This window comes from Caballeronia sp. SBC1, from assembly GCF_011493005.1.
Lineage (GTDB): Bacteria > Pseudomonadota > Gammaproteobacteria > Burkholderiales > Burkholderiaceae > Caballeronia.
The window spans coordinates 1,662,989-1,676,604 of record NZ_CP049158.1 but is presented as its reverse complement, the minus strand read 5'-3'; the positions used below and the strand labels follow the sequence as shown (position 1 = coordinate 1,676,604).

Sequence of the window (13,616 nt, the reverse complement as noted above, 5' to 3'; positions counted from 1 at the left end):
GACAAGATACCCATTCTTGGATTCGCTGGGTAAGCGAATCCAAAGTGCATGCACCGGCGCGGCCCTGTAGAATCTTTTTGACCAACAATTAGCCAGGGTTGCAATGAAACTGACTGACGACAAAACTCAAGCGCGCTCAAGCTCCTGCGTGAACCACCCATTTCGAAGCCTCATGGCATGAACAGCATGAACGACTTCGCCCGTTTGCCCGGTCATCGCTTTCTGCATTCGCCGGGACCTAGCCGTGTGCCGGATGAAGTCTTGCACGCAATGAGCCGTCAGCCGATGGACCTGGCTGACCCGCGACTGGATCGCTGTATTGCTGCCTGCGAAGCGGGCCTGAAGCGCGTGCTGCAGACGGAGCAGTCGGACGTTTTCCTCTATGCCGCGAACGGGCACGGTGCATGGGAAGCGGTCATCGCCAACCTGGTTGCGCCGGGTCAGGCTGTGCTCGTTGCAGGCACCGGCCACTTCTCGGAGTCGTGGGCGGTGCAGACCGAAGCAATGGGCGGTCATGTGATCCGGACACCCTGGGTCGAAGGACGTCCAATCGATCCAGCGGATATCGAGGCTGTGCTGCGGGAGGATGTGAAGCGCGAGATTGTCGCGGTCTTCATCGTTCACACGGACACGGCAAGCGGTATCACCAACGATCTGCCAGCCATGCGGACGGCGATCGACCGGGCCGATCACCCGGCGCTGCTCGTGGTCGACGTGGTTGCATCGCTTGCAGCCGCGCCGTTCGACATGGATGCAACGCGCATTAACGTGGTTCTCGGCGCGAGTCAGAAGGCGTTGATGGTGCCACCGGGACTCGCGTTCGTCGCGGTCGACGCAGCGGCAATGGAGGTCGCGCGCCGCAACTTGACGCCGCGTTTCTACTGGGACTGGGAGCGGCGAAAAAGTCCGCTGTCGTACCGCAAGTTTTGCGGCACGCCGCCGCAAAGCCTGATCGCCGGGCTGGAGGCGTCGCTCGGGCTGATCTTTCGGGAAGGCTTGGCCGAGGTGCTGGAACGCCATCGGCGAATCGCGGAAGCGGTGCATGCTGCGGTGGAATGCTGGAGCGAGATGGGCGCGTTGCGCTTTTTCTGCGAGGTGCCGGCGGCGCGCTCGGTGTCGGTGACGACCATAGAGGTGAGCGAGGGTATCGATCCGGAAGCAATCCGCAGCGTTGCGCGCGAGCGCTTCGAAGTCGCGATTGCCGGCGGTCTCGGGCCACTTGCGGGCCGCGCATTCCGTATCGGGCATCTAGGCGACATCAACCCCGCAATGATCCTTGGATGTCTCGGGGGCGTCGAAGCCGCCATGACCGTGCAGGGTGTTCCGTTCGGCCGCGGTGGCGTGGAGCGTGCGATTGCACGGTTGGCTTTGGACTGAAAACCCGGGCAGGCAGTCGGCAGATGTTCTTCGGGTTAGCCGAAATACGTTTAGTGACCCGAAGAAGATTACTGCTCCTGAATGCACCCGGAAGAGAATTGATCCAAGTGTGTTCTTCCGAACCGCCAAGGGTGCGCCGCGTTGCTATAAAACGAGGGCGAACTCGGGGAGAACACCATGACAGAAGAACAAGCACGCGGCATTCTTGCCGCGAAAACGGCTGCTCGCGAGTATCTGCTTCGACGGCTTGTCGAAGACAAGGCTTGGGAGCTTCGGACCAGTTCCGCGATGACTGCGACAATTGTCCGTGATAGTTTTGACGGCCTTGCCAGACTAACCAATGCTCAATTGGCCAAGGCTGCTTACGACGCGGGAATTTCAGATAGTGACCAGCAGGTCATGAGCATGACGATCGTGCTCGCACAGTTGGCGCCGGCGGTATAGCTGCGGCCTGAGCACAAAGACGCGGTCAGCCCTTGTTGATTCAGCAAGCGTGTTTAACGGGGACTTAGCCCGGACATGAACCGCCTGCCGCGCAAAACCGGCCGTTCATCAAATCAACTGTGACTCCGTCATCCGTCGCATTGCTTGCGGCGATTGTCCAAACGCACGCAGGAACGCGCGCCGCATCCGTTCGCGATCGCCGAAACCACTCTCGCGTGCGACCACATCGACCGAATGCCGTCCCGCTTCCATCATCAGGCGAGCAGCCTCCACGCGTAGATTTTCTATGGCCCGGGCGGGCGACTGTCCAGTCTCGTCGGTGAAGACCCGGCTGAACTGGCGCGGGCTGAGGTGGGCAACCTCCGCCAGCTCTTCTATCGACAGCTTCGCTGTCAGGTTGGACTTTGCATAGGCCAGCGCGGTCTGCACCCGATCCGATTTCGCGTCGAGTTCGAGCAGCGCGGAGTACTGCGACTGGCCGCCAGCGCGACGATGATAGACCACCAGTTTTTTCGCCACGAGCCGCGCCGTTTCGCGGCCCAGGTCTTTCTCGACGAGCGCCAGCGCAAGGTCGATCCCGGCACTTGCACCGGCGGACGTCCAGATCGGGCCGTCGACAATGAAAATCCGGTCCTCCTCCATCTTGACCTGCGGATACGCGCGCTGAAGGGCCCGCGCGTAGTACCAGTGCGTGGTAGCGCGGCGGCCGTCCAGCAAGCCCGCCTCGGCCAGCACAAACGCGCCGGTGCAGGTCGCTGCGATGCGTTGGGATGTCTTCAGCGCGTCGCGAAGAAATGCGGCCACGCCGGCCGAATGCGGGGTGCCCGTGTTGTCGCCGGTGACGATCAGAGTGTGGAATTCGCTGCCCTTGAAACTCGCGGTCTCAATGCCGAAGCCTAGCGAAGAGCGCACGGAGCCGCCGTGTTCCGATAACAACCGCACCTCGTAGGCGGGTTCTTCCACCGTTGCGTTGGCAAATTCGAACACGGTCGAGACCGCCAGCCCCAGCACTTGAAAGTCCGGATAAACAATGATTCCGATCGTTTTCATATGGCCTCCTGCGGGTCGGGAACGGGATCTCGGGCGATGTCCTAAAAAGTTGCATATATGTCATTGAGGACATGATCGCACACTTCTACTATTCCGTTCACACACCGGCGTATCTGCTGGAACACTTGAAAAACTGGAGAACGGAAATGAGCAATGTAGCGAACAAAGGCACGGCCCTCGTGACGGGCGCTTCAACCGGCATTGGCGCGATCTACGCGAAGCGGCTGGCCGAACGGGGTTATGACGTCATCCTGGTGGCACGCAATCGCGACCGTTTGAACGCGCTGGCAACGGAGCTGACAACGTCCACTGGACGAAATTTCGAGGTTGTCGTCGCGGATTTGGGGACGCCCCAAGGCGTGCGAAAGGTTGAAGACGTCCTGCGTAATGACTCCAGCATCACGATGCTTGTGAACAATGCCGGCGTGGGCGCGACCGCGTCGCTCGTAGATTCGGACATCGACAAAATGGACGCGATGATCACGCTCAATGTGATCGCGCTCACGCATTTGACGAAGGCGGTCGTACCGGGTTTTGTCGCACGTGGCGGCGGAACGATCGTGAACATTGCATCGATTGTCGCTGTGTCGCCGGAGACGCTGAACGGTGTGTACGGCGGCAGCAAGGCGTATGTGCTCGCATTGACCCAGTCGCTGCACCACGAACTCGGCGCGAAGGGAGTGCGGGTCCAGGCCGTGTTGCCCGGCGCAACCAGCACGGAGTTCTGGGACATCGCGGGCACGCCGGTGAGCTATCTGCCCGAAGGGATTGTGATGACGTCCGAGGACATGGTGGACGCAGCGCTCGCGGGCCTCGACCAAGGGGAGTTGGTAACGATTCCCTCGCTACCGGAAGCGGCCGACTGGAACGCGTTCGAGGCCGCTCGCCAGGCATTGGCGCCTAACCTTTCGCATCGGCTGCCCGCGGCACGTTATGGCGTAACGAGCGGTACGCAGCGCTAAGCGACAAGTGTAGTGAGCGGCCCAATGCCAGTGCGTTCTCTTTAAGGGTAGATCACCGCTCTTGAAGGGCGAACGAGATCGCGTGCATTGGGCTGTGTTGAAGAATCCTCAGGCCTATTTGTAAGCTTCGATTCAGCCAAGCTGAATACAGCGGTGGCGATTCACCAAGCCTTTTTACAGCTGACCAGACGCTATTGCGGTAGATCGCCAACGCTGTCGAAACGCTCTTTAGCGTCCCCATCCTTCGAATAGCGTGCGGCAATGCGCTCATTTCCCGCCGTCACGTCCATAACAACTATCGTAACCTTCGTGATGCGCGTTTCCCTTTTCGCGCAGACGTTCGAACCACGGCGCATCAGTTTCATGCCACGTGGCGCGGAGTGATCGCACCCGACCAGAATCTGCTGATCCAAGCTTCGAAAACCTATTCATGACATCTGTCCCAACAATCGCGCCTCCCATTGCGGACTGGCATCAGTCGGCTGCTTCGCTATGCCTGGCCGGACACTATGCGCAAGCGTTGTCGACCGTCAAACCGATGCTCGAACCGCATCCGGCCTTGACGGGAACTGCGCTGGCGGAGGCCTTGAATTTAGCGGCGGTCTGTTCGTTAGGCCTGGGCCAACCGGCGGACGCGCAAGCATATTGGCGGCAGGCTATCGAGGCCAAGCCCGATTTCATCGATGCTTACAACAATCTCGGCATGTTGCTCAAGGGACTGGGCTCTCTGGTGGAGGCGGAGGTTATCTACCGGCAATTGCTGGGCATTCGCCCGGACCTTGCAGAGGCCAGCAACAATTTGGGCGCGGTGCTCTACGATCTCGGGCGCCTGCGTGACGCCGAGACGGCGTACCGGCAAGCGCTTGCAATCCGTGCGGACTATGCGCAGGCGCATTACAACCTGGGCATCGTGCTCTATGACATGCGCCGTTGGCACGAAGCGGAGAGGGCCTACCGGCAGGCATTGGTTCTATCTCCCGATGCAGGGGCTTTCAACAATCTGGGCAACGTGCTGAAGGAACTCGCCCGCCTGCCGGAAGCCGAGGCGGCGTACCGGCAGGCGCTGGTTCTCCGGCCTCAATACGCCGATGCGCTCAACAACCTGGCAAACGTGCTTAAGGAACTAGGCCGCCTGCCCGAGGCCGAGCTGGCTTGCCGGATGGCGCTGACTATCCGCCCGGATTTCGCTGAAGCTCACCTTAACCTGGGCGCCTTGATGGTCGCCTTCAAGCGCCTTCCCGAAGCGGAAGTGTCTTACCGGCAGGCGCTTGCAGTCCGGCCCGACTATGCGGAAGCCCACTACAACCTGGGCATCGTGCTGCAGGCGCTTGACCGGCTGCCCGAGGCCGAGGCGGCTTACGGCCAAGCGTTGCTGATCCGACCGGATATTGTTGAAGCCCATAACAACCTGGGCAATGTGCTGTGGGCGCTGCATCGCCCGGCTGACGCCGTTGCGGCGTACCGGCGAGCGCTTGCTCTTCGACCCGATCTCGCCGAGGGGCACCACAACCTTGGCAACGTGCTGGAGGAGCTTGGCCATCTGACCGACGCAGAGGCAGCCTTCCGGCGAGCACTGGCGATCCGCGCCGACTATCACGATGCAAAAGTCAGTCTTTCAACGCTGCTGCTCAGCATGGGCGAATTCGAAGAGGGATGGCGGCTCTACGACTCCCGTTATGAGCAGCTGGGATTTATTCATCACCAGACTCAGTCGTGGCTGAAGTGTCCACGCTGGCGAGGTGAAGCGCTTGCGGGCAAGTCGCTTCTGCTCTGGCAGGAAGATGGTCTTGGCGACATGGTCCAGTTCGGCCGCTACTTGCCTCAGCTCAAGGCACAGGGCGCGAGCCATGTCGCATTTGCCTGCGCCCCTGCGCTGCATCGGCTATTCGCGGCTGTGGAAGGCGTCGATGCGGTCCTCGACCACGAGGCCGCGCAAGGCCGGGCGCACGAGTACGATTATTGGGCGAGTCCGATGAGCGCGCCGCTGCATCTGCGCACGACCCCGGACACCATTCCCGATCCCATCCGCCTGACGCCCGACCCCTTGCTCGTCGAACACTGGCGCACGCGGCTGGCGACGCTTCCACCGGGCCGCAAAGTCGGCCTGGTCTGGAAGGGCAATCCCAAACATCACAACGATGCCAACCGTTCGCTGCCGTCGCTTGCAACGTTTGCGCCTCTCTGGAGCGTGTCCGGGGTCAGCTTCGTGAGCCTGCAAAAAGGGCAGGGAGAAGAAGAGGGGCAGTCGCCGCCCGCAGGTCTCCCGCTGCTGCACCTCGGCACAGACCTGCGCGATTTCGCCGATACCGCCGCCATCATCGGCGAGCTCGATCTGTTGATCTGCGTGGACACCGCCGCAGCGCACATTGCTGCGTCGCTGGGCAAGCCGTGCTGGGTGTTGCTGCCGCGAGAGGACATCGACTGGCGCTGGATGCGCGAGCGTGATGATTCTCCGTGGTATCCGCAGACGCTGCGCCTGTTCCGGCAAGCGGCCGATGAGAGCTGGTCCACGGCTGTCGAGCGGGTGCGGCTGGCGTGCATCGCGGCATTCTCGAGCCGGGCTCCTTCGCCGCAAGGATGAAGCAAATATTGCCCGCTTCCGAAACGGTTTTGTAAAGAAAACGCTCACCGTGGCAGCGTTTATGAAATGCTTGAGGATGGATGTCGATTTTCGACAGCCTCGTTCGTCGTCAGGGAAAGCAGTCTTTCTCAACCCGAGGTGATCCGATGACATTGAAACTCTACGCCCATCCTTTTTCGTCGTACTGCCAGAAGGTGCTGGTCGCGCTGTACGAGAACGACACGCCGTTCGAGTGGCGCGCGTTGTCGCATGAGAACCCGCAGGTGATGGAGGAGCTGACGGCGCTCTGGCCAATGAAGCGCTTCCCCGTGCTCGTGGATGCCGGCCGCACCGTGGTCGAGGCGAGCATCATCATCGAGCACCTTGGGTTGTATCATCCGGGCCCCGTGCCGCTGCTGCCTGAAGATGCTCGCAGCGCAATGGAAGTGCGCAGCATGGATCGCTTCTTCGACAATTACATTTCGACCCCGCAGCAGAAGATCGTGGGCGACAGCCTGCGGCCGCAAACGGAACGGGACCCGCGAGGCGTTGCCGATGCCCGCGCGATGCTCGAGACCGCCTACGGCTGGCTCGATGCCGTCATGGCCGAGCGTGAGTGGGCAGCAGGCGCTCACTTCAGCCTGGCCGATTGCGGCGCTGCGCCGTTCCTGTTTTATGCGGACTGGACGCATAGAATTGACGCGTCGTTCCCGCACGTGATTGCGTACCGGCAACGACTGCTGGCGCGCCCGTCATTCGCGCGTGCGGTTGACGAGGCGCGGCCGTATCGGCCGCTGTTTCCGTTGGGTGCGCCTGTCGATCGCGATTGAATCCCGGAGCCCCGGGGGGCCTGCGGGTCGTTTTTACGTGATCCGCACTGGCCGCATGCCGCGCCTGACGCAGGGCAAACCCGATGTATCGCATCCGTCGCCTCGCGCCCCTTTAGTTTTTCCTTCAATCGGACGATATACCGAGGGACGTCACGCGGAATTCGACGAACCCCGGCATGTCGAGACGCAACCGGGGAGTTCCACGCAAATTAAAACACCGGGGGCACGGGATGACGGGTTTCGGATTCGGGCAACGTGGGCGCACGCTGGCGGTGGTCGCCAAGATCGCCGAGCATGCGGGCAAGCTGGGTATAGAGATATGCGATGTATCGGGGCACGTCGAGGAGGTGGCGGCCCGCGCTACCCGTCAGGCGGATTTGTGCCATGGCTTGCAGCGTTCCGCATTGTCGACCATGGAAGGCAATCAGCGGATTGCCGCGGCAGCGCGTCAGATGCGTATCGTGGCAGATCAGGCGGCGTCCGACGTCAGCCAGTCCCAGGAGACGGTCAGGGTGTCACTGGCAGACATCCATGGTCTGGTGGACAGCGTCTCGGTGATGGCGGCGGAGATCGAGACCTTGCGAGAGTCATTGAGCGACGTCAGCAAGATCTCCGAAGAAATTTCGATCATTGCGCGCCAGACTAATCTACTGGCCTTGAACGCTGCAATAGAAGCCGCCCGCGCGGGCGAGTCCGGGAAGAGCTTTGCCGTGGTCGCTGCTGAAGTGAAGGCGTTGTCCGCCAAGACCGCGCAGGCCACGTCGGAGATCGGGACAACGCTCACCAGGCTGTCGGGTCAGGCCGACCTGCTGATGGCCGAAGGTTCGGCGAGCGCGGTGCGTGCACAGCGAGTCAAAGAGGGTACGCATGCGATCGGCGATGTTGTGTCGGCGACGGGCAAAGCGATCACTGAGTTGAGTGTTGAAGCGGAGCAAATCGCTTCGCAAACCGAAGCGATTGATCAGCAATGCAGCGGGCTTGCGTCTCAAGTCTCCGAGATGGTCGCAGGCGTCGAGCAGTCAAGCGGCAGCTTCACGAAGGCGCGCGATCAGTTGAGCAAGCTGTTGGGCGTGTCCGAAACCTTGATCGAGCTGACGGCGGAAGCGGGGATAGAGACACCCGATACGCGGTTTATAGACGCGGTCATGACCGCCGCGCAGAAGATCGGGCGGGCGTTCGAGCAGGCCATTTCGCGCGGCGAGATCACGGCGGCTGACCTTTTCGATCATGCATATAACCCGATTGCCGGTACCAATCCCGAGCAATTCACGACCCGCTATATCCAGCTTGCCGATCGCATCCTGCCGGAAATACAGGAGCCCTTGCTGGCGCTGGATCAGCGCGTGGTGTTCTGTGCAGCCGTCGATACCAAGGGCTACTTGCCCACGCACAACAAGAAGTTTTCGCAATCACAAGGCTCCGATCCTGCCTGGAACGCCGCCCATTCGCGCAACCGGCGCATCTTCAATGACCGCACTGGCCTGGCTTCGGGGTCACACACCAAGCCGTTCTTGTTGCAGACATATCGGCGCGATATGGGCGCCGGGGAATATGCGCTGATGAAAGACGTGTCCGCACCGATCATGGTCGCAGGCCGTCACTGGGGCGGATTGCGGCTCGCCTATAGCGTTTGATTGGTCAGCGCGCGTTGAAGATCTGCTTAGCCATGCGAATAAAGCGTGGAGTTCAGATACGCAAGCTGGCCATCCTGCTCTGCGTGTACGAGCTCTTGATAGACCTGTGCACGTGTCTTCGGTGCGACGGCTTGTCCATACGGCGGAACCCATTGACCGGCGACCTGGATGTTGGTCTGGCCTGTCTGCGTCGGCGGTGCGCTCTGTGCCGCGAATGCGGAGCCGGTGGCCAACAATCCTGCAAAGGCGAGGGCGATCATTGAGGTCTTCATGGTGTTCTCCTGGAACGAGGGTTAGCGAGTCACCGGACTGGCAACGAACCGTCGTTGTTGTCCGGTTCATGCAGATTAATGACTCGGCCCTATCCCGAAGGCGGCGCATTCATGAAGTTTTATTTAGACGCGGCTCGACGATTGACTGGATGCCAATAACGTATTGCCAGTGCAGGTCGGGGATCTCCTGACCTCGTGCATAAGCTCATGGCAGCAGTCGTTCATCGCCGCCAAAACTAACCGGCCGCTGGCCGCAACGTGATAGAAAACATGGGCGGCGTGCGCCCGTCGGTATCGAGCGGCATCGGATCAGACCGCTGGATCGCCCGCAAAGCCGCCATATCCCAGCTCGCGTTACCGCTGCTACGGGAAATGACCACGGAGAGCAAGGTCCCGGTCGGCGCGCATCGCACGCTCACGACTGTCTCCAGATCGAGTGTCGGACCGGCCCACACAATGTTGGGCCGTATGCGTTGTTGAACCCGCGTCACAAAATCGTTCGAAGGTAGCGCGCCGGGTGAGCTCGCGCCCGGCATGAGCGGCTGCGCAATTGAAGCTAACCGGGTCTTCGCATCAATGCTGGCAGCGACAATCGACCAGTCGCGAAAGGGCTGCGGGGTCGCGAGCAACGCACGGTTATAGACGCGAGCGTTGCGGCACCAGACTTCGGCGGTGACGCCGGTCGGATCGACCACCGCAGCGGCAACGTCGCGTGTGCCCTGGGTATTATTCTTCAACAGGTCCTGCAAGGAGTGCACCACAGCCAGTTGCCCCTGCGCACGCTGTTCTTGCGTCACTTGAGCGAACGGGGTTTGCAATGCCGATTGTTTCAGCATCGCGAACGTGATCCCGAAGTAGGTGTCGACATCGGCATTGGACATGGTCGCGAGCGACATGTAGCGTGACATCACCAGCGGTGCGCTCTTGATACCGCCGCAATCGGGCGGCGCATTGTCGAATGCGTCCGATGCGAGTTCGGCCAGCTTGCTGCGTTCTTCCGGCGAGAGTCGGAGCAGGCCCTCGGTGAAGAATTCCGTGCGCAACACCGGGTTGAGCGCGAGCAGGCTGGCATGGTTCGGTCCGTTCCCAAGGAAGCGGCTGACGTCGGGGTCCGTGCGCATGCGCTCGCTCCAGCGCTTGACCGTGGCAGCCTTGGGCGAGTCGGGTGCGATACCCAGCTTTTGCAGGCTGGCGGCCTGGATTGCTTCGACCAGCGACAAGCTTCCCGTTGATGAAGCGGGGACCGGCGGGCTAGCCGGCGGCGCAGGCGGTATAGCCTGTGCCGGCGCAACCGGATTGATGGCTGCCTGTTGCGATCGGTAAAGCGCTGCCGGGGCCGACGATGGATTGATGCCTGCAGCAGCGTCACTCCGGCTCGGCGGCGGCGCTTGAGGTGCGGGCTGGAAGTTGAAGGTCGTGTGCTGCACAACCCGGTGCGCGACACCATCGACAACATAAGGGGCACACGTGCCCTTTGCGATCGCTTCGCGGGCTGCGTTGTCGAGCTCCTGGTTGCCGCTGCTCTTGTCGACAATGACAAGGTCGATTCGACCCGCCGTGTTGACCACGTACGTCACCCGGACGCTGCCGCGTATGCCCATTTGCCGTTGCAGTGCGGTGTATTTCGGCCGCCCGAGGCGACAGGGCACGCCGCTTGGTGGACTGAGCGCGTCGGCAAATGCCGATGGATCGGGCGGGTTGTCCGCATGAGGGTCGTCCGGTCTGACCGGTGCGCACGATGCGAGCAGTAGAAGTAGTACCCCGGTGAATGCAAACAGCAAAAAGCTGTCAATTTTATTGGCCAACGCTTTCATTTTAATTTTTGGTCGCGGGTTACAGGTCTTTGGGCTGCAATCTAGCACAGCTGCGATGGCCGCTGAAGTGATTCGCCTTCAAGGCCCGAGGCCTAAGGTCTTGCAGCCACTTCATCCAGATGCAACAGCAAGTCCGCGGGGTCTTCATACACGCGCAATGCGCCGGCCCGTTCAAGTTCATCCATTCCGTATCCGCCCGACAGCAGCCCCACGCCCAGCGAGCGGCAGCGCCGCGCAGCGAGCATGTCCCAGATGCTGTCACCCACCACGACGCAATGCTCGATCGACACGCCCAGACGCGACGCCGCTGCAATGAAGAGATCAGGGTCCGGCTTGGCGTACTTCACGTCGTCGCGCGTGACGACCACCGACTTGGCCGGATCGACCCCGAGCGCTTCCAGATTCACAGCAGCCGTTTCCATCCGGCCGCTGGTCGCAATGGCCCAGCGCGTACCCGCGTCCGTGAGCGCGGCGAGCAACTCGCGTGCGCCGGGCAACGGGCAAACCTGTGCACGCAGCCGCTGATACGCTTCCGCATGAGTGCGGCGCAAACGCTCTACACGCTCGGGACTGATCTCCCCGTGCGTTTCGCGCAGCAACTGGTTCGTGAAGAGGCCCCCGCTCATGCCGATCTTGCGATGGATGCGCCATACCGACAGCTCAATACCTTCTGCATCGAGCGCTTCTTTCCATGCAAGAACATGCTGATACACGCTGTCGACCAGCGTCCCGTCGAGGTCGAAAAGGAATGATGTTTCGATTCGCATGATGGGGTCCTTTGGCAGTAGGTTCAGGCGACTTCATGAGCGTGATGACAGCGTACGCCTGAATGTTGTCACTGATGTGGCTTGCGCGTCGCACGCCATCTATAAATGCCCTAAACGCTGATAGCCGCCGCCGCCTTCGCAACAGCTTTTCCCCACTCATCGAGACGTTTGGGCTCGTAGCGGGATTCGGGCATGGAGATGCAGATGCTGCCGACCGGCGCACCATCCGAATCGATGATTGCTGCACCAATAGCGCACACCGCGCGTCGATACTGCGACAGGTTGATCGAATATCCGCGCTTGCGGATGCGCTCGAGTTCGAGTCGTATCTCGGCGGGGTCGCACGGCGTGGTGTCGCTGAATTTTGGCAGGTCGCGACCCAGGATTTCTTCCACCTCGGCCTCGCTCATGTACGCGAGTACGGCGAGGCCCGTTGCCGTCGCGTGGAACGGGCTGAGGTCGCCAATAGGACTGAAGGTTCGGACCGTCTGCGTGCAATCCGCACGATCGATGAGCACCATTGACTTGGTGCTGTCCGGGATCGACAGGTGGACGGTCTCGTTGGTGAGCTCCCGTAGCTCGCGCATCGGCTCGCGTGCGGCGGCATACAGCGCGCCGCCGCGAAGCGCGGCAGGGCGCACGCCGAGGATCCGCGCGCCCACTTCCCAGCGCGTCAGGTCGCCGCCGGTCTGGCGCAGCCAGCCGGCTTCGAGAAAGGTCATCAGCACGCGCTGGACGCTGGATTTCGGCATGTCCAGCAAACGCGCCAGCACACCCACGCTGACTGGCTGGTTCTGCGATACCGCTTCCAGGATCTCCAGGCTCTTCAACAAACTGTTCATGCACCCCCTCCAGTGATTTGCGGCCGCGCGACAAGCGCGCTCATCCCGGCACGCTGTTGTTCCCTTGCGTCGCGAAAAATCGCGTGTTACTTTGCATCGTAAAAATATGGAACGGCGTGCCGTATTATGGCACGGTAACAAAAATCTCGGAATCCCGAAAACACTCTCGCGATGACATTTCCTCTTCATGCGCCTGCGTCTTTGCAGGTAGTTGCCGCCAACGGCGCCCTGATTCCCCGGCTGGGGCTGGGCACGTGGCAATCCACCCACGATGAAGGTGTCCGTGCCGTGCGGGCCGCCCTCGACGCCGGGTACCGGCATATCGACACCGCTGCCCGCTACGAGAACGAGCAGGCGGTCGGCCAGGCGCTCGCCGCGTGCGGCGTGCCGCGCAACGACGTGTTTGTCACCACCAAAGTCTGGCATACCGAATTGCGCGCAGCCGACTTCCGCCGCGCGGCAGAAGCGAGCGTCGCGCGGCTGGGGCTCGATCACGTCGACCTGCTGCTCGTGCACTGGCCCAACCCCGAGGTACCGCTTGAAGAGACAATCGGCGCGCTCAACGACGCACAACGCCGCGGCCTGACGCGTCATATCGGCGTATCGAATTTTCCGGTGGCGCTGCTCGATCGTGCAGTGGCGCTCTCGCCGTTGCCGCTGGTCGCGAACCAGTGCGAATACCATCCGTATCTCGATCAGACCAAGCTGCTCGCTGCCTGTTCGCGACACGGCATGGCCCTGATCTCGCACTCACCGCTTGGCAGCGGCAAGCTGCTTGCGGACCCGGTGATCGCGGACATTGCTCGTCGGCATGACAAGCAACCCGCGCAGATCATCTTGCGCTGGTTGATCCAGCAGCCCGGGGTCGCGGCCATTCCGAAGTCGTCGAATCAGGTGCGCATAGGGGAAAACCTCGCGGTATTCGATTTCGAACTCGATGCCGCGTCGATGGCGCGCATCCGCTTGCTCGCCCGTGCCGATGGCCGCGTGAGCAAGCCGGCGTGGCATCCCGCATGGGACATCGCGGACACCTCCTTATGCGCAATGCAGCCATGAACCCCATC

At 61.5% G+C, this 13,616-nt stretch carries 12 protein-coding genes; 7 read left to right on the top strand and 5 right to left on the bottom strand.

Annotated elements, in window-relative coordinates; genetic code table 11:
- Positions 1-177 precede the first annotated feature (177 nt).
- Together SBC1_RS34305 and SBC1_RS34300 are read left to right on the top strand one after the other, a co-directional pair.
- Complete coding sequence (locus tag SBC1_RS34305; RefSeq protein ID WP_243830319.1) at positions 178-1,377, top strand: alanine--glyoxylate aminotransferase family protein; 1,200 nt, start codon at positions 178-180, stop codon at positions 1,375-1,377.
- Between the two features lie 177 nt (positions 1,378-1,554).
- Complete coding sequence (locus SBC1_RS34300) at positions 1,555-1,821, top strand: hypothetical protein (RefSeq protein ID WP_165104735.1); 267 nt, start codon at positions 1,555-1,557, stop codon at positions 1,819-1,821.
- Positions 1,822-1,929: 108 nt separating this feature from the next.
- On the opposite strand, the gene SBC1_RS34295 is transcribed toward SBC1_RS34300, so the two are convergent.
- Positions 1,930-2,871: a GlxA family transcriptional regulator gene (locus SBC1_RS34295; RefSeq protein ID WP_165104734.1), complete on the bottom strand. Its 942-nt coding sequence runs from the start codon at positions 2,869-2,871 to the stop codon at positions 1,930-1,932.
- A 146-nt stretch (positions 2,872-3,017) separates the two neighbouring features.
- On the opposite strand from SBC1_RS34295, the gene SBC1_RS34290 reads away from it, so the two are divergent.
- From SBC1_RS34290 to SBC1_RS34275, 4 genes are all read left to right on the top strand, one after another.
- Positions 3,018-3,833: an SDR family oxidoreductase gene (locus tag SBC1_RS34290; RefSeq protein WP_165104733.1), complete on the top strand. Its 816-nt coding sequence runs from the start codon at positions 3,018-3,020 to the stop codon at positions 3,831-3,833.
- Between the two features lie 430 nt (positions 3,834-4,263).
- The gene (locus tag SBC1_RS34285) at positions 4,264-6,414 is read left to right on the top strand and encodes a tetratricopeptide repeat protein (protein WP_165104732.1); all 2,151 of its coding nucleotides are present in this window, start codon (positions 4,264-4,266) and stop codon (positions 6,412-6,414) included.
- Between the two features lie 146 nt (positions 6,415-6,560).
- Positions 6,561-7,223 (top strand): glutathione S-transferase family protein, encoded by a 663-nt coding sequence (locus SBC1_RS34280; RefSeq protein ID WP_165104731.1) that lies wholly within the window; start codon positions 6,561-6,563, stop codon positions 7,221-7,223.
- Positions 7,224-7,453: 230 nt separating this feature from the next.
- A complete protein-coding gene (locus tag SBC1_RS34275) occupies positions 7,454-8,857 on the top strand; it encodes a methyl-accepting chemotaxis protein (protein WP_165104730.1) in 1,404 nt (467 codons plus the stop codon).
- Positions 8,858-8,883: 26 nt separating this feature from the next.
- On the opposite strand, the gene SBC1_RS34270 is transcribed toward SBC1_RS34275, so the two are convergent.
- The 4 genes from SBC1_RS34270 to SBC1_RS34255 form a co-directional block, all read right to left on the bottom strand.
- Positions 8,884-9,129 (bottom strand): DUF4148 domain-containing protein, encoded by a 246-nt coding sequence (locus tag SBC1_RS34270; protein ID WP_165104729.1) that lies wholly within the window; start codon positions 9,127-9,129, stop codon positions 8,884-8,886.
- 236 nt (positions 9,130-9,365) lie between these two features.
- Complete coding sequence (locus SBC1_RS34265) at positions 9,366-10,934, bottom strand: TonB family protein (RefSeq protein ID WP_165104728.1); 1,569 nt, start codon at positions 10,932-10,934, stop codon at positions 9,366-9,368.
- Between the two features lie 101 nt (positions 10,935-11,035).
- Positions 11,036-11,710: an HAD family hydrolase gene (locus tag SBC1_RS34260; RefSeq protein ID WP_165104727.1), complete on the bottom strand. Its 675-nt coding sequence runs from the start codon at positions 11,708-11,710 to the stop codon at positions 11,036-11,038.
- 110 nt (positions 11,711-11,820) lie between these two features.
- Positions 11,821-12,552, bottom strand: a complete 732-nt coding sequence (locus SBC1_RS34255; RefSeq protein WP_165104726.1) for an IclR family transcriptional regulator — start codon at positions 12,550-12,552, stop codon at positions 11,821-11,823.
- A 171-nt stretch (positions 12,553-12,723) separates the two neighbouring features.
- On the opposite strand from SBC1_RS34255, the gene SBC1_RS34250 reads away from it, so the two are divergent.
- Positions 12,724-13,608, top strand: a complete 885-nt coding sequence (locus tag SBC1_RS34250; protein ID WP_241202331.1) for an aldo/keto reductase — start codon at positions 12,724-12,726, stop codon at positions 13,606-13,608.
- The last annotated feature ends 8 nt before the right edge of the window (positions 13,609-13,616 follow it).